Origin of the sequence: Paenibacillus sp. cl141a (assembly GCF_900109305.1) — a bacterium.
Lineage (GTDB): Bacteria > Bacillota > Bacilli > Paenibacillales > Paenibacillaceae > Paenibacillus_AQ > Paenibacillus_AQ lautus_A.
Map to the genome: position 1 here is coordinate 535,754 of NZ_FNZO01000003.1, position 16,619 is coordinate 552,372.

Genomic DNA, 16,619 nt, shown 5'->3' on the forward strand with positions numbered 1-16,619 from the left:
GATGAGTTCGTTAATGTACTAGAATTTTATATCAAAGTATCTCTAAAACATCGGGGTGCCTTTTAGGCACCCTGATTATCTTTAAAATTAAGGAGGTATATCTAATGAAGCTTCCCTTATCACTATGTATGATTGTAAATAATGAACAGAAATTCATTAAAGATTGCCTAGACTCCGTAAAGGAATTTGTTTCAGAAATAGTAATAGGAGATACTGGATCCACTGACATGACGGAAAGTATAGCTAGGGAATATGGCGCCGAAGTATTCAGAGTGAATTGGAAGAATGATTTTGGAGATGCTAGGAATGCAGTATTGGAGAGGGCCTCTATGCCGTACGTCTTGGTGATGGATGCTGATGAACGTTTAAATCAATCTAGTTCTGATCAACTCATAAAATTCTTTGAGTACGAAACTACTAATCCTGGCAAAGTTGTTATAAAAAATATGGTTCGTGATAATGATATAACATTTGGACAAGCTACGCGGATATTTCCCAACCTACCAGATTACCGTTATACTGGACGAGTACACGAACAGCTTCAATATCAAGGGAGGACACCCAAAAGTCTTCAAACTAATATAATCATCGATCATTTAGGTTATAAAGATGGAATAGTAACTGAGAGAAATAAAATCCAACGAAATTTATCCATATTGACGGAAATCGAAAAATCATCACCGCATGATCTATATGTAATTTATCAGATTGGAAAGACCCACTTTGTAGCAAAAAACTATCCTGAAGCAGTTAAATATTTGGAAAAAGTAATAAAATCTATACCCTCGAATTCTTTAACAAGCTCTACTTTTGCTTCAAGTGCTTGGCTTACTTTATGTTATTCCCTGTATTATATGAAAAGTTTTAAGCTTTTGAATAAATATATAGAAGAAGGCATTGAATTTTTCAATGATTATACCGATTTATACTTTATATATGGTTTATCGTTAACTTCTATGAACCATCCAGACGCTATTAAAATGGTGCCGTTGGTATTTAATTATTGTTTACAACTGGGAGAAGCTGATTCGACTAAATATGAGACGACAATGGGAGTTGGCAGTTACAAAGCGCATTATAACCTAGGGATATATTGGGAAATTATCGGTGAGATTGATAAAGCTTACTCTCATTATTTATTTGCCGTTCAGCAAGGGTATCAAAATGCGGCTGTCAGGTTGAAATTGTTGTCAAAATAGGGGAGAAGATATGAGTAGACCATCCATAAGCCTGTGTATGATAGTCAAAAATGAGGAGAGATTTCTAGCACGCTGTTTAAAGAGTGTAGAAGGTCTGGTTGAAGAAATTATTATTGTAGATACAGGATCATCAGATAACACAAAAGAGATCGCTGAGTCTTTTGGCGCTAAAATATATGCATTTGAATGGGTAAATGACTTTTCAAAGGCTCGCAATGAAGCATTAAAATATGCACAGAGTGATTATATTTTAGTTTTAGATGCGGATGAATATTTAGAAAGTCGGGATCAATTATTGTTACTTTTAGAGTCTCTTCAAAAGGATGTATACTTCTTAAGTATAAAAAGTTTCTTAAGAGGTGGTATCAGTACAATACATCCTGTAATTCGTTTGTTTAGAAATGTACCAGAATTAAAATTTATCGGAAAAATACATGAGCAAATTATAATTCCGGGAGACTCTCTTTTTACACAAGATTATTTAGAAGTAACGATCAATCATGATGGATATATGAAGGATGTTATAACTGAGAAAAATAAAGAGCAACGGAATTTGAAAATATTGCTAGAGGATTTGAAAGAGCAAGAAACGGGATTTGGATTATTTAACCTAGGTATTCAGTATAAAATGATGGCGGAATATGAACAAGCTATTAAAATGTTTGAAAGGGCATTTCCACTAAGTATTGAATATAGTTATATGTGCAAGTTAATCACTAGTCTAATACAGTGTTACATGGAGTTAGAACAATTCGATAAAGCCCTAGTTATATGTCATGAATCGATTGAAGCTTACCCGAATTATACTGACCTATATTATTTGCAAGGACAAATCTATGAGTCGCTTCATTATATTAACGATGCAAGTGAGAGTTTTAACCATTGCCTTAAGATGGGTGATGTAAAGAACCATGAGTTAATGACTTTTCATGGAGTAGGGAGTTATATGGCTTTAACTTCCTTGGCAGGAATATCTCTAAGAAAAGGAGATATGGCTCAAGCCGTTCAGAAGTTAACGGATTCATTAAGAATTAACAAACATTATATGCCGTCAATCAAGTTATTGTTAGATATTACAAAGAATACACCATTTAAGGATGCGTTTGAGTTCATTTCTAAAACATGGGGGATAACCTCGATAGAGGATTTAAAAGAGTTGATAGGTGTTCTATATAAATTACGCCATCCATTTCTTTATGGATTTTGTGAGTTATACAACAACAATGTTGACAAGTCTATATTAGCTGCTGGCTATTTATATAGCAAACGTTATAATGAAGCAGCCAGTATATGGTATGAAATTGAGCGCATTGTGGATGAAGATGAATTAGAAGATGTGATACTCTATTCTATTCTTACAAAAGACAAAACATTAATTCAAAAATATAAACATAATTTATCTTTACGGGAGAAAGACTATAAACTTATTATTCGATGCCTTGAACGAGAAGAACTAAATAATAATCATTGGACTAAAGATATAGAACAGTTATTAGTTAAATTTTTTGAAAAACTAATACAGTTGCATGAATTCGATACGATAGATTATTTTGTTAGTCAGATGACCTCATATAATCTACAGTTCAGTTTTGCTAAAACTTTGGCAAGTTATGGGTTTGTTGATATTGCTATTAATATAATGGACATACAGTTGCCGAATGTTGACAGGGAAGCATTAGTTTGGATAGCAGACCAATTAGCTATGATGGGAAATTACAACGAGAGTATGCGTTTTTATGAATTTGCAAATGAACAAGGAGCTTCATTCAATGTACTTGAGAGCATGTATCAAATATGCATAAAAATTAATGACAATTATAAGCGGTTTGATTTAATTCAAGCGATGAAACAATTTACACCAAAATCAAAATGGGCAAACAAACTTGAACATTATAATTTCTTAAGTAGATGAGGGAGCATATGAGATGGAGGATTACCGATTGAAAACGAGCATAATAATACTAACATATAACCAACTTAACTATACAATTCAATGTATAGAAAGTATTCGTCAATATACGACTCCAGATACTTATGAAATTATTATTGTAGATAATAATTCCACAGATGAAACAAGACATTGGTTATCGCAACAATCGGACATCATTACTATTCTTAATGATAGTAATTTAGGTTTTCCTAAGGGATGCAACCAAGGCATGGAAGTAGCAACAGGCGATTATATACTTCTATTGAACAACGATACAGTAGTTACAAAGAATTGGTTGAATAATTTGTTGTATTGCATAAACAGTGATGAGCGATTCGGAGCGGTTAGTTGTATTACTAACAACTGTTCGTATGCACAAACCATTCCTGTAACTTATAACAATCTACATGAGATGCATGCATTTGCAGCGAGTCATAACGTTTCAGACCAAAGTAAGTGGGAACAACGACTTAAACTAATCGGTTTTTGTTACCTTATCAAAAGATCCGTCGTAGATGAGATTGGTTTATTGGATGAACGTTTTACCCCTGGCAACTATGAAGATGACGACTATTCACTTAGAATCCGTATAGCAGGGTATGAACTAGTATTGTGTAAAGATACCTTCATCCACCATTATGGAAGCGTATCTTTTCGAGAAGATTCTTCATATAGCAAATTAATGAAAGAAAATGCCAAGAAATTTGAAGAGAAATGGGGATTTAATCCGATCTACTCACAACGTATTCGATTTGACATCATAAATATGATGGATAGCTATACTGAAGCTCCATTAAATGTTTTGGAAGTTGGATGTGCTTGTGGGGGAACACTTATGAATATCAAGCATCGATACCCAAATAGCAATCTATATGGTATCGAGCTAGACGAGGCTGCTTCGTCGGTTGCGTCTATTATAGCTGATGTTCGGAATTATGATGTTGAAAGAGGAGTGATGAAATATGATGATAACTTCTTCGACTATATCATTCTTGCGGATGTACTTGAACACCTTTATGATCCATGGAAAGTATTGAAGAATCTGAAAAGATATCTGAAAACAGATGGCAAGATATTGGTTAGCATTCCGAATCTTATGCATTACACTGTAATCAATGGTCTACTAGAAGGCTCCTTTACTTATACAGATGCAGGTATCCTTGATCGAACACATTTAAGATTCTTTACGCTTCAAGAGTTGAAGAAGATGATATTACAGTCGGGGTATTATAAACTTGATATAGCTGCTAAGACTCTGCCTAATAAAAACAAAGGCACAACTGATAGATTGTCTGGGATAGTGAGCCCAGCAGTTATGGAGCAGTTTAATGTTTATCAATACTTAGTAAGCGCAAAAAAACATGATCTAGAGGAAACATTTGAGTATATAATGGATCATACTGAGGAGACGCAAGCCATAGTTAATAGGGTTAGTGCTTATACTGCAGATGAAGTTATTCAGTCCGTATTACTATCGGTAAATGAGAATCAAGCGGAATTATTAAACACCATTGGGGTATCTCACTTTTCTGTAGGTTCATATGAAAAAGTATTGCCGTTCTTTGAAAATGCATTTTATTTAGACAATAATAATGATGAGATATTGTATAATATTTCATATTTTCTATGTTTCGTTGGTGAGTCTTCGAATGCGAGCCAATTTATAGATCGTCTGAAGGAAGTTAACGAAAAATCGTATAATCAGCTCCTGGATGTGATAAAGGATTTCGTTCAATAAAAAATCCGTGTTCCCTGTTTCAGCCCCTTCCCTCCCTGGTTAAATATCCATAAACCTATTTTGTCCGCAAACTATTTTCGCCCGCCAACTCAGTCGTGAAGCCAAGTCGACATTTTTCCCGGTTTTCTGCAAAAGAAAACCTTTTCCTTGGTAATTGACACTGGATAAGTCGGGTGCTATAGTCGGAAATGTGGACAATTAGTGTCACACTTTATTTGACAATGAAGGGAATGTTAGTGCATGCAAGGTAAAGTGAAATGGTTCAACGCAGAGAAAGGTTATGGCTTCATCGAGACTGAGGACGGCGGCGACGTATTCGTACATTTCTCCGCGATCCAATCCGAGGGCTTCAAGACTCTGGAAGAAGGACAATCCGTAGAATTCGAGATCGTTGAAGGCGCTCGTGGCCCGCAAGCAGCTAACGTAATCAAATTATAATCATCCCGGCATAGCCGACCTACATAAACGGTAATCGATGGTTAACAATTGGAGATTCGCTAGCCCAAGACTCCGGAACTTCCGGGGTCTTTTTTTTGTATCCGACCTTCTAAAAATATTGTGCTAAAATTCACAATTCTGTCTTTTTACATAGCCATAACAAAATGGTATAATGAGGGTGCAAAGGAGGAGTGCCCAATGCAATTCACTATCCGAGGTCAACAAATTGAAGTGACCGATGCTTTGAAGGACTATGTTGACAAGAAACTCAGCAGGCTAGATAAGTATTTTGATGCACCCCCCACCTCTGAAGGATACGTCACCCTGAGTGTCATTCGAGGATTGCACACGGTGGAAGTGACCATTCCGCTTACCGGTGTGGTACTTCGTGCGGAAGACCGAAGCGATGATATGTACGCTTCTATTGACGCCGTTGTGGACAAGTTGGAACGTCAGATTCGCAAGCACAAAACCAAGCTGAACCGCAAGATCAAGCAAGAGGGCGGACTGAAGACGCTCATTGCGGAGAACGGGGCAGCGGCCACCAGTCAGGTGGATGCCGAGCAAGTGGAGTATGACGAGGACGAATACGAAGTCGTCCGTACGAAACGTTTTACCATGAAGCCGATGGACGTGGAAGAAGCGATCCTGCAGATGAACATGGTAGGCCATAATTTCTTTGTATTTTCCAACATTGACACACAAGAAGTAAATGTCGTCTACAAGCGTGATGACGGCAAGTACGGATTGATCGAGCGGGACTAAATTTTAAGCGGCAGTATTCCTAAGGGAATGCGGAGGCAGCTGGCCCGGTTCGAATTTTAAAATGAAATCGAAATGTAAGATGAGCCTTCATCCGTGTAAGCGGGTGGGGCTCTTTATTTGGATATGCGGCTATGAGACGCGTAAGGATCTTAAAAAGGGTGGGATTTGATGGTAAGCCCATCGGAGTATGCCGAATAGTGCATTTTTATAAGATAAAGGAGTTCTTAGGGGACTACGGGGCCACCTTAAACAGCACCAGACACAACCACGTTGAGGGACTTCCTATATAGCCGGATCGCGGCCGATTTGGCCGCTTGTTCAGCGATAACTCCAGACGACGGCTTCAGGCTTCATCCTCTGCTTATTCCTTACAATGGACATCGATGTTTCTGTCCTCATTAGATTTAGAATTTCATTTAGGAGATGAAGATAATTCCATTGTTGCGCGCTGGGGAAATGCTCCACGCAACTTTTTTCTGCCTCTCCGCGTCTTTATAGAGTAAGGCTTCGCGTAACAGACATCTCTTGTAATAGCACATATTGTTGCGGCATCCCTTACAAACTGTTACAATTTATGCAAACCCTCATTTTATGGGACGGGCTTTTTAGCCTGCATGAAATGGGACCATCATAAGGAATCAATGAATCGATTTCATCATTTAACCCTTTGGCATTTAATGAAGTTGATTCTATCACTTGTTTTGCACGAAAGGGGTTAACCATGCTAGGACTTGTCAAAAAGATTTTCGGCGACACCAACGAGCGTGATGTCAAACGTCTCATGAAAACGGTCGATGTAATCAACAAAATGGAACCGGATTTTGAGAAGCTCTCCGATGAGCAGCTGCAAGCCAAAACCGAGGAGTTCCGTGCGCGGATCGAGAAAGGTGAGACGCTGGAGGAATTGCTTCCCGAAGCGTTCGCGACAGTTCGCGAGGCTTCCAGACGGACGCTTGGCAAACGTCACTATGACGTGCAGTTGGTCGGGGGGATGGCTCTCCACGAAGGCAAAATTGCAGAGATGAAGACCGGTGAAGGTAAGACCCTTGTAGGTACGCTGCCGGTTTACTTAAATGCCCTGCTTGGCAAAGGCGTTCACGTTGTAACGGTCAATGATTATCTGGCACAGCGTGACAGCCAAGAGATGGCGCAAATATATAACTTCCTGGGAATGACGGTCGGGGTTAACCTGAGCGGCATGGAGCACCCGGATAAACAGCAGGCCTATGCTTGCGATATTACGTATGGAACGAACAATGAGTTCGGCTTTGACTATCTGCGGGACAACATGGTCCTCTACAAAGAGCAGATGGTTCAGCGTCCTCTTTATTTCTGTATCATTGATGAAGTGGATTCGATTCTGGTTGACGAAGCGCGTACACCGCTCATCATCTCGGGACAAGCTCAGAAATCGACCGAGCTGTATTTTGCAGCCGACCGGTTCGTGAAGCGTCTGACGGCCGAAGAGGATTATACGGTGGACATTAAGGTCAAATCCGTAGCCTTGACGGAGAAAGGCGTGGCGCTGGCGGAGCGTTCCTTCGGGATCGAAAACCTGTATGACCACAATCATGTAACATTAAACCACCACATTGTACAAGCGCTGAAAGCGAACGTGATCATGCGCCGCGATGTGGATTATGTTGTTACCGACGACGAAGTGGTCATCGTTGACGAATTTACGGGCCGTCTGATGGCTGGACGCCGCTACAGCGACGGTCTCCACCAGGCGATCGAAGCGAAGGAAGGCATTGAGGTTCAGAACGAGAGCATGACTCTTGCGACGATTACCTTCCAGAACTACTTCCGGATGTATCGCAAGCTGGCAGGCATGACCGGTACGGCGAAGACGGAGGAAGAAGAATTCAAGAAGATCTATGGTCTTGAAGTGCTTCAAATTCCTACGAACCGACCGAATCAGCGTGTCGACATGCCGGATGTGGTTTACAAGAGCGAAGATGGCAAGTTTAAGGCAGTAGTAGCCGAGATCGTGGAACGCCATAAGAAGAACCAGCCGATTCTGGTGGGTACGGTTTCCATCGAGAACTCCGAGCGCTTGTCTGAAATGCTGAAACGCAAAGGCGTCCAGCATAAAGTACTGAATGCGAAATACCATGCGGAGGAAGCGGAGATCATTTCTCGCGCCGGTCAGCCGGGATCGGTAACGATCGCGACGAACATGGCGGGACGCGGTACGGATATTTTGCTTGGTGAAGGCGTACAGGATATTGGCGGACTTCACATTATCGGTACGGAGCGTCACGAATCGCGCCGGATCGATAACCAGCTGCGCGGCCGTGCCGGTCGTCAGGGTGACCCGGGGTCTACCCAGTTCTACCTGTCCCTCGGCGATGAGCTGATGAAGCGTTTTGGTACGGACAACGTGCTGAACATGATGGAGCGCCTTGGCTTTGAAGAAGATCAGCCGATCGAGAGCAAAATGATTACCCGTGCGGTTGAATCCGCACAGAAGCGGGTAGAAGGCAACAACTTCGATATGCGTAAAGTCGTTCTCCAATACGATGACGTCATGAACCAGCAGCGCGAGATTATCTACAAGCAGCGCCGCGAGATCTTGGAATCCCAAGACATCAAGCAAATCGTTGTAGAGATGATCAAGCCGGTCATTGACCGCGTCGTGCAGGCTCACTGCAGCGATGACATTCCGGAGAACTGGGAACTGCAGGAAGTGGCAGACTACGTGAACAGCAAGCTGCTGGACGAGGGTGCCGTTACCCGCGAGGATCTGTGGGGCAAAGAAGCCGAAGAGCTTACCGAGTATCTCTTCGATCGCGTGATGAAGAAATACGAAGAGCGCGAGCAAGCCATCGGCGAAGAAATGGTACGCGAGTTCGAGAAGGTTATCGTGCTGCGCGCGGTAGACAGCAAGTGGATGGATCACATCGATGCGATGGACCAGTTGCGTCAGGGTATCCACCTTCGTGCATACGGCGGTACCGATCCGCTTCGCGAATACCAATTCGAAGGCTTCGAAATGTTTAATGCGATGATCGCTACGATCCAGGAAGAAGTGGCGACCTACATCATGAAGGCTCAAATCGCAACAAACCAGGAGCGTCAAGCGGTCGTGGACGAGAACAAAGTCTCCACGAACAGCAGCAGCGAACCCGCCGAGAAGCGACCGGTCCAGGTGGCTGAGCAGATCGGCCGGAACGATCCATGCCCTTGCGGCAGCGGCAAGAAGTACAAGCATTGCCATGGACAGAACGCGTAAGCGATCCGTCCCAAAGGCGATGAATCGTATATAGAATAGCCCGTCCAGGTGATGGGCGAGGATTTTTCTAGCTCCCTTAAGAGCGGCAGATGAACCGGGTGATGGTGGTCTTTTCCACGGTGATCCGAATACCCCTGCCGCGCTTAAGGGAGTTTATCTGAATAAACAGCGAAATTACTGGTACAGCAAAGTAAATTTCTCTTGAAATGGAACGTTTTCCATGGAGGAGAGGGTATACTGAAATTATTACGTGTAGATAAGAAAGGACGAGGACTCATGATCGATCCAAGTGTGAAGCAGGACCTGCGTGAAATCAGCAAGAAACTAACCAATCTTAGGGGGTCTCTTTGACTTAGATCTCAAACAGGAAATGATTGAGAATTTTGAGGAGAAGATGGCGGCTCCGGATTTCTGGGACGATAATGAGAAAGCTCAGGCGCTCATCGCCGAGATGAATGCCGTGAAGTCATCCGTGGATCAATATCAGAAGCTGCAGGCAGATTACGATGATGCCGTCGTGATGATCGAGCTGGCGGATGAAGAGGGCGATGACTCCCTTGCGGGAGAGATCGGAGAGACGATCAAGGACCTGGTTGGGCGCGTGGAGGAATTTGAGCTTCAGCTGCTGCTGAACCAGCCTTACGATAAAATGAATGCGATTCTTGAGCTGCATCCCGGCGCGGGGGGGACCGAGTCTCAAGACTGGGGCCAAATGCTGCACCGCATGTACACGCGATGGGCCGAGAAGCGCGGCTTCAAGGTGGAGACGCTGGATTATCTCCCTGGCGATGAAGCGGGAATCAAAAGCGTAACCCTGTTGATCAAAGGCTTTAATGCCTACGGATATTTGAAGGCTGAAAAAGGGGTTCATCGACTGGTTCGGATCTCGCCGTTCGATTCTTCGGGCAGACGGCATACGTCCTTCGTGTCCTGTGACGTCGTTCCTGAGATTAACGATGAGGTTGAACTGGACATCCGCACGGAGGACCTGAAGATTGATACTTACCGTGCGAGCGGTGCCGGTGGTCAGCATATCAATACGACGGACTCGGCCGTACGGATCACTCACCTGCCAACGGGTGTGGTCGTAACCTGTCAGAATGAACGGTCCCAGATCAAGAACCGCGAGCGGGCGATGACGATGCTTCGTTCCAAGCTCTACGAACGCAAAATCGAGGAGCAGCAGAAGGAATTGGCGGAAATCCGCGGCGAGCAGTCCGACATCGCATGGGGCAGCCAGATTCGTTCGTATGTTTTCCATCCGTACAGCATGGTTAAAGACCATCGTACACAGGTGGAGACCGGTAATATTGGAGCCGTTATGGACGGGGATCTGGATGGATTTATCGACGGGTACTTGCGCAGCCAGATCAAGCAAGAAGTCGAGTAGGACGTTGAGGAGAGATTTATAGAACTATGGCGCAATCCGCTGGCAATCCATCGATCAACAAAAGAAAAAGAGAACCCTTGATTCCGATCAACGGTCCGCTTCGGCAGACGGTGGACGCAATCTTTATTATCGTCGGCTCCTTTATTATGGCGCTGTCGTTTAATCTGTTTTTCCTGCCCAATCACATCGCCTCGGGCGGCGTCTCGGGTTTGTCCGTTCTTGCGCAAGCGTGGCTCGGCATTGAACCGGCCTTTACGCAGTGGGCGCTGAACATTCCGTTGTTCGTGCTTGGCTTTTGGCTGCTTGGACGCGACTACGGCATCCGCTCCCTGCTGGGAAGCGTGATTTTGCCGCTGTTCGTCTTTTTGACCAAGGACTGGCCGATTCCAACCTCTAACCCGCTTCTGGCCTCCATTTATGGCGGTATCGGCGTCGGTATCGGCATGGGGCTGGTCTATCGCGGCAGGGGGTCAACCGGCGGGTTGACCATCGTGGCGCAGCTCCTGCAAAAATACAGCGGCCTCAGCTTTTCCGTCTGCGTTGTACTGCTGGATGCGATCGTAATTTCATCGGCAGCCCTCGTATTGTCGCTGGAGCAGGCGTTATACGCGCTGATTGGACTGTACGTAACAGGCAAAGTGATTGATGCCATTGAGCTGGGCTTTAGCTTTACCAAGGTGGCCTACATTATATCCGATCATACGGAGCCGATTACCAAGGCCATTCTTGAGGACCTTGACCGCGGTTTAACCAAGCTTACCGCAGAGGGAGGCTATACGGGCGAACACCGGACGGTCCTGATGGTTGTCGTCGGACAGAGCGAAATTCCCCGTCTCAAAACGGTGGTCCAATCGGTGGATCCGAATGCCTTCGTCATCATTAGCAATGCCCGTGAGGTATTGGGCGAAGGATTCCGCAATATTAAGGCGTAGCCTCGCGGCTCGTCAGCATACTCTCTATAAAAAAAGAAGTAACCCATTCGTCAGACGGCGTAGTCTGAACATGGGTTACTTCTTTTTTTGTAATGGGATCGTTACCGACTGATCTGAACCAGCGTAATCTTTGCCTTGGAAGTGTCCGCCATGAAGGAGATGCGGGTCTTGCCGAAAGTATAGACCATCTCGTATGCCTCTTCCATGTCGTTATAATACATTTCGTAGGCGCCGCCTAAATGCTTTTTGACGTCCGCAAAGGTTTGGTTCGGCAAGCCTTCTTTACCTATTAACAAGCACCACATGCCGTTAGAGTCTGTATAAGGGTTTTCGAAATTAAATCCGGCATACGAAATATTTTTGAATTTCCAAAACTCGCCGCCGTAGTGGTAGAATGAACTCACAGGTTTTCCCAATTTCGAGGCGATCTGATTTTGGGTCATGCCGAATTGGACGCCGCCAAAGCCCGGGATGACTCCTTTCTTCAAATAAGCCGCCGTGTTTTTGTTGAGGATTAACATGGGCGCAGGTTTGGTTTTGGCTTGGGTGGTTGAAGCGGCAGCGAAACTGGGATGAGGAGCTTGCCACGTTAGGCAGATCAGTAAGAGAAGACATAATAGGCCCATCGTTCTTTTGAATATCATGGTTTTACCTCCGGGAATCTAAGTTGTAGGAACATATTTCCTAAAGAGGATTATATCAAAGTGCAGTTTAGGTCGATAGACATATTTATTAGGTTAAAAGTAATAGGGAGCGTGAAGTCTTAGTTTATAGAACAAGTAAGGGGGACTTACGAATGGAAATCGAACAGATCTACGGCAGTTTGCCGGTGCTGGAAACCGACCGTCTGCGACTTCGCAGAGTATCGATGCAGGATGCCGATCAGATGTATGCCTATGCCTCAGACGATGAGGTGGCGAAATACGTCACTTGGGAGACCCATCGCTCGATCGATGACAGCAAGCGGTTTATTCAATTCATACTGGCTCAGTATGCCAAGCATGATATTGCCCCGTGGGGGATCGAGCTGAAGGAGAGCGGGAGACTGGTCGGGACGGTTGATTTTGTATGGTGGAAGCCCGAGCAGCAGACCGCGGAGATCGGTTATGTGCTGGCGCGGGATTGTTGGGGGCAAGGCATCATGACCGAGGCGGCCTCTGCGCTGCTCAAGCTTGGTTTCGGCCGTATGGAGCTTGTACGCGTACAGGCTCGATGTTTGGTGGAGAATATCGGCTCTCAGCGCGTAATGGAGAAGATCGGCATGTCCTATGAGGGGACGGTGAGGAAGGGGATCAAGGTGAAGGGGCAGCATTGGGACCTCAAGCTCTATTCCATTTTGAAAGAAGAATTCGATCCTTCTCGATAGACATTGCCCTAGAGCCCGTTAGCAGTTTGGATCAAATTTGAATAATCCATTGTATTTATATGAATATGGTCGTATAATAATACATATTTATGAGACGGATAAAGTCAATGAATACCTTGGAAGCACATATCGCTTTTGACGCAGGAAACGGAACGCTTCCGTAGAAGTTCATGACCAGCCTGACTGCTTCTTGCAGCAAAACGATACCAAGAATCATCAGCGGACACGCGTGGTTTTTGATACCCAACATAGGATGAAGAGGGAATTTAGGCGGCATGGATCGATCGGAAGAAGGAAACGGAAGAGCATGGCGTAGAGATGAAGGATGGATGAATGGGACCTTGCATAAGGTCCTTCAGCTGTTCCTTGGGGAGAGGGATGAGAATATGACGGACACAAATACAGTAAGAGTTGCTATTGTTGGATCTACCGGCTACGGTGGCGTGGAACTGATCCGCTTGCTGCAAGCGCACCCGCGCGTTGAGATTACATCGGTAATCTCTTCATCGACGGCAGGCGTACCGATATCGGACGGATTTCCGCATTTGACCAATATCATCACACGCAACCTGGATGGCGTTAACCCGGCGGAAATCGCCGAGGTTGCCGATTTGGTATTTGCGGCTACGCCTTCGGGCGTCAGTGCCAAGCTGGTACCGGAGCTGCTGGATGCAGGCTTGAAGGTCATTGATCTCTCGGGCGATTTTCGCTTGAAAGATGGAGCCGTATATGAACAGTGGTATAAACATACGGCTCCAAGCGCGGAGCTGTTGGAAAAGGCCGTATACGGCCTGTGCGAAGTGTTTGGCGAAGAGGTCCGCGATGTGGATTTCATCTCCAATCCGGGCTGTTATCCGACCGCGACGCTGCTGGGCCTGATTCCGGCCATCAGCGCGGGCTGGATCGATGCTTCATCCCTTATTATCGACGCCAAATCCGGCGTGTCCGGTGCAGGACGGGGAACGAGCCTGATGACGCATTATGCCGAAATCAACGAGAACTTCAAAGCCTACAAGGTGAATAAGCATCAGCATATTCCCGAGGTCGAGCAGGTATTGACGCAGGTAGCGGGCGAACCGATCACGGTCACCTTTACGACGCATCTGGTACCGATGACGCGGGGGATCATGAGCACCATGTATGCCACGCTGAACGGTCCTTACACGGAAGAGGATTTCATTGAACTGTACCGCCAGTATTTCAAGGATCGCAAATTTGTGAGAATCCGCGACCTGGGCGTATGGCCTGCAACCAAAGAAGTCAGCGGGTCGAACTTCTGCGATATCGGCTTTGCGGTGGATGCGCGTACGAACAGGGTGACCATTATATCGGTCATTGATAATGTGGTGAAGGGTGCAGCCGGGCAGGCGATCCAGAACCTGAATTTGATGATGGGATGGGAGGAGAGCCTCGGACTTACGTTTACGCCGATTTATCCGTAAGCGGCTGGGGATACAGACATGGGAGAGAATACGTTTGCGATTATCGATGGGGGCAGCATCGTAACGCCGCAAGGCTTCAAGGCTGCCGGGCTCCATTGTGGACTTAAAAAGACCGACCGTAACGACCTGGGCGTCATTGTATGCGATGTGCCTGCCGTGGCGGCTGCCGTCTATACGACGAACCTGTTCCAAGCGGCACCGCTGAAGGTAACGCGTGAAAGCTTAGAGGACGGCAAACTTCGCGCGATTGTCGTGAACAGCGGGAATGCCAATGCCTGCACGGGCAAGCAGGGCGAAGAGGATGCTTACACGATGCGCGCCAGCACGGCTGCGCAATTCGGCCTGGACGTGAACGATGTGGCTGTTGCTTCGACGGGTGTCATCGGGGAGCTGCTGAAGATGGACCGAGTATCCTCCGGTATTGCAGGCTTGCCTGCACGGCTCAGCGGCGAAAGCGAAGGGGCTGAAAGCTTCAGCCAAGCGATTTTGACAACCGATCTGGTAAAAAAGGAAGCCTGCGTTACCGTACAGGTTAACGGCACGAAGGTGACCATCGCCGGCACGGCGAAGGGATCGGGGATGATTCATCCGAACATGGCGACCATGCTCGGATTCATGACGACGGATGCGGTCATTGGCCAGGAAGCGCTGCAGCTGCTGCTGCGCCAAACGACCAACCTGACCTTTAATATGATTACGGTGGACGGCGATACAAGCACTAACGATATGCTGGTTGCGATGGCCAGCGGCCTGGCGGGGCATGACGTATTAACGCCGGAGCATCCGGATTGGAATGCATTCGCAGCCGGCTTCCACTATGTGTGCCAGCAGCTGGCAAAAGCGATTGCACGTGACGGAGAGGGAGCATCCCGCTTGATCGAGGTTCGCGTGGACGGCGCCGAAAGCGATGATGACGCGCAAGCGATCGCCAAGACGATCATCGGCTCCAGCCTGGTCAAATCGGCGGTGTTCGGTGCGGATGCCAACTGGGGACGGATCATTGCGGCTGTGGGCCGCGCAGGCCGTCCGGTCAATCCGGAGACGGTGGATATTGCCATTGGCCCGATTTCGGTGCTGGAGCAGTCAAGGCCCGTTGCTTTTGATGAAGATGCGGCGCTGGCTTACCTTCAAGGCGACGCCGTGGATATCGACGTGAAGCTGCATATCGGCAGCGGGTCGGCTACGGCTTGGGGCTGTGATTTAACCTATGACTATGTCCGCATTAATGCGGCTTATCGTACTTAGATAACTAAAAAATCAGGACGGAGGAGATGGATATGAAGAGCACGATCGATCAGGAGAATTCGCAGCCGGTTCAAACCTCAAGCGCGGATACGTTTGTGATGAAATGCGGCGGCAGCACGCTCGCGGCCCTTCCGGACAGCTTCTTCGAGGATTTGAAGAATCTGCAGGATAAGGGGGTTAACCCTGTTATCGTGCACGGCGGCGGTCCCGCAATTTCCGGCAACCTGGAGAAACTCGGCATCGAGACCGAGTTCGTGAACGGGCTGCGCAAGACGACGGAGGATGTGCTGGACGTCGTGGAGATGGTGCTCGCGGGCACCATCAATAAGCAGATCGTACGACGCATTCAAAGCGTGGGCGGCTCTGCCATCGGCTTGTCCGGTTCGGACGGCGGGTTGATCGAGGCCAAACCGGTGACGAACCATGCGGAGGTGGGCTGGGTCGGCGACGTTACGTTGGTGAAGTCATCGATCTTGAGCGGCGTGCTGGAGATGGGATACATGCCGGTGGTTGCGCCGATCGGCGTGGATCCATCCGGTCAGCGTTATAACATCAATGCCGATACGGCAGCTGGTGCCGTGGCGTCTCATCTGGGCGTTAACCGGATGATCGTTGTCACCGACGTGCCGGGGATCATGAAGGGATCGGGCGGCGAGAAGCGGGTGCTCCCGACCGTGACGGTGCAGGAGATCGAGGATATGATCGGAACGGGCGAAATCTATGGCGGCATGATACCGAAGGTAAGAGCAGCCATCAGCTGCATTCACGGCAAAGTGAGCGAGGTCGTCATCGTGGACGGAAGCGAGCCGAACGTGCTGAGCCGGGTGCTTGGAGGCGAAGTGCTGGGCACGCGTATCGTGCGGATGTAATCAGGCAGGTTTGATATACCAGAACTTATGAAACTTCAACGGAGAAGGCGGCATCATTCCGGAGAAGCGA

General features: G+C 46.7%; 13 protein-coding genes. 12 read left to right on the forward strand and 1 reads right to left on the reverse strand.

Translation table 11 applies throughout. The features are described 5' to 3' along the window. Positions 1-104 precede the first annotated feature (104 nt). The 8 genes from BMX45_RS12360 (at position 105) to BMX45_RS12395 (ending at position 11,627) form a co-directional block, all read left to right on the forward strand. Positions 105-1,199: a glycosyltransferase family 2 protein gene (locus tag BMX45_RS12360; protein ID WP_090909924.1), complete on the forward strand. Its 1,095-nt coding sequence runs from the start codon at positions 105-107 to the stop codon at positions 1,197-1,199. Between the two features lie 10 nt (positions 1,200-1,209). Continuing rightward, positions 1,210-3,111: a tetratricopeptide repeat-containing glycosyltransferase family 2 protein gene (locus tag BMX45_RS12365; RefSeq protein WP_090909925.1), complete on the forward strand. Its 1,902-nt coding sequence runs from the start codon at positions 1,210-1,212 to the stop codon at positions 3,109-3,111. 28 nt (positions 3,112-3,139) lie between these two features. After that, a complete protein-coding gene (locus tag BMX45_RS12370; protein ID WP_217648114.1) occupies positions 3,140-4,867 on the forward strand; it encodes a bifunctional glycosyltransferase family 2 protein/class I SAM-dependent methyltransferase in 1,728 nt (575 codons plus the stop codon). Between the two features lie 240 nt (positions 4,868-5,107). After that, positions 5,108-5,305 (forward strand): cold shock domain-containing protein, encoded by a 198-nt coding sequence (locus tag BMX45_RS12375; RefSeq protein ID WP_009594275.1) that lies wholly within the window; start codon positions 5,108-5,110, stop codon positions 5,303-5,305. Positions 5,306-5,503: 198 nt separating this feature from the next. Further along, positions 5,504-6,070, forward strand: a complete 567-nt coding sequence (raiA, locus tag BMX45_RS12380; protein ID WP_009594286.1) for a ribosome hibernation-promoting factor, HPF/YfiA family — start codon at positions 5,504-5,506, stop codon at positions 6,068-6,070. Positions 6,071-6,791: 721 nt separating this feature from the next. After that, positions 6,792-9,305, forward strand: a complete 2,514-nt coding sequence (gene secA / locus BMX45_RS12385) for a preprotein translocase subunit SecA (protein ID WP_090909927.1) — start codon at positions 6,792-6,794, stop codon at positions 9,303-9,305. A 276-nt stretch (positions 9,306-9,581) separates the two neighbouring features. Next, positions 9,582-10,695 (forward strand): peptide chain release factor 2 gene (gene prfB, locus BMX45_RS12390; RefSeq protein ID WP_139212449.1). Its coding sequence is split into 2 segments (ribosomal slippage): positions 9,582-9,653 and positions 9,655-10,695, totalling 1,113 coding nucleotides; the frame shifts between segments, so codons are not numbered across the junction. A gap of 26 nt (positions 10,696-10,721) precedes the next feature. Next, the gene (locus tag BMX45_RS12395) at positions 10,722-11,627 is read left to right on the forward strand and encodes a YitT family protein (RefSeq protein ID WP_090909929.1); all 906 of its coding nucleotides are present in this window, start codon (positions 10,722-10,724) and stop codon (positions 11,625-11,627) included. 101 nt (positions 11,628-11,728) lie between these two features. On the opposite strand, the gene BMX45_RS12400 is transcribed toward BMX45_RS12395, so the two are convergent. Continuing rightward, positions 11,729-12,271 (reverse strand): hypothetical protein, encoded by a 543-nt coding sequence (locus BMX45_RS12400; protein ID WP_090909930.1) that lies wholly within the window; start codon positions 12,269-12,271, stop codon positions 11,729-11,731. Positions 12,272-12,423: 152 nt separating this feature from the next. Between BMX45_RS12400 and BMX45_RS12405 the strand changes: the two genes are divergently transcribed. The 4 genes from BMX45_RS12405 to argB all read left to right on the forward strand — a co-directional run bounded on the left by BMX45_RS12405 (position 12,424) and on the right by argB (position 16,549). Further along, positions 12,424-12,993, forward strand: a complete 570-nt coding sequence (locus BMX45_RS12405) for a GNAT family N-acetyltransferase (protein WP_090909931.1) — start codon at positions 12,424-12,426, stop codon at positions 12,991-12,993. Positions 12,994-13,379: 386 nt separating this feature from the next. Further along, positions 13,380-14,435, forward strand: a complete 1,056-nt coding sequence (gene argC / locus BMX45_RS12410; protein WP_015737704.1) for an N-acetyl-gamma-glutamyl-phosphate reductase — start codon at positions 13,380-13,382, stop codon at positions 14,433-14,435. A gap of 18 nt (positions 14,436-14,453) precedes the next feature. Then, entirely contained in the window at positions 14,454-15,680 is a 1,227-nt protein-coding gene (argJ, locus tag BMX45_RS12415; protein ID WP_090909932.1) for a bifunctional glutamate N-acetyltransferase/amino-acid acetyltransferase ArgJ, read from the forward strand. A 32-nt stretch (positions 15,681-15,712) separates the two neighbouring features. Further along, positions 15,713-16,549 (forward strand): acetylglutamate kinase, encoded by an 837-nt coding sequence (gene argB, locus BMX45_RS12420; protein WP_036660318.1) that lies wholly within the window; start codon positions 15,713-15,715, stop codon positions 16,547-16,549. The last annotated feature ends 70 nt before the right edge of the window (positions 16,550-16,619 follow it).

Bases quoted from the DNA above. Each gene is read 5' to 3' on its own strand.
- BMX45_RS12360 (WP_090909924.1), top strand. From the start codon at position 105: ATGAAGCTTCCCTTATCACTATGTATGATTGTAAATAATGAACAGAAA.
- BMX45_RS12365 (WP_090909925.1), top strand. From the start codon at position 1,210: ATGAGTAGACCATCCATAAGCCTGTGTATGATAGTCAAAAATGAGGAG.
- BMX45_RS12375 (WP_009594275.1), top strand. From the start codon at position 5,108: ATGCAAGGTAAAGTGAAATGGTTCAACGCAGAGAAAGGTTATGGCTTC.
- raiA (WP_009594286.1), top strand. From the start codon at position 5,504: ATGCAATTCACTATCCGAGGTCAACAAATTGAAGTGACCGATGCTTTG.
- secA (WP_090909927.1), top strand. From the start codon at position 6,792: ATGCTAGGACTTGTCAAAAAGATTTTCGGCGACACCAACGAGCGTGAT.
- BMX45_RS12395 (WP_090909929.1), top strand. From the start codon at position 10,722: ATGGCGCAATCCGCTGGCAATCCATCGATCAACAAAAGAAAAAGAGAA.
- BMX45_RS12400 (WP_090909930.1), bottom strand. From the start codon at position 12,271: ATGATATTCAAAAGAACGATGGGCCTATTATGTCTTCTCTTACTGATC.
- BMX45_RS12405 (WP_090909931.1), top strand. From the start codon at position 12,424: ATGGAAATCGAACAGATCTACGGCAGTTTGCCGGTGCTGGAAACCGAC.
- argC (WP_015737704.1), top strand. From the start codon at position 13,380: ATGACGGACACAAATACAGTAAGAGTTGCTATTGTTGGATCTACCGGC.
- argJ (WP_090909932.1), top strand. From the start codon at position 14,454: ATGGGAGAGAATACGTTTGCGATTATCGATGGGGGCAGCATCGTAACG.
- argB (WP_036660318.1), top strand. From the start codon at position 15,713: ATGAAGAGCACGATCGATCAGGAGAATTCGCAGCCGGTTCAAACCTCA.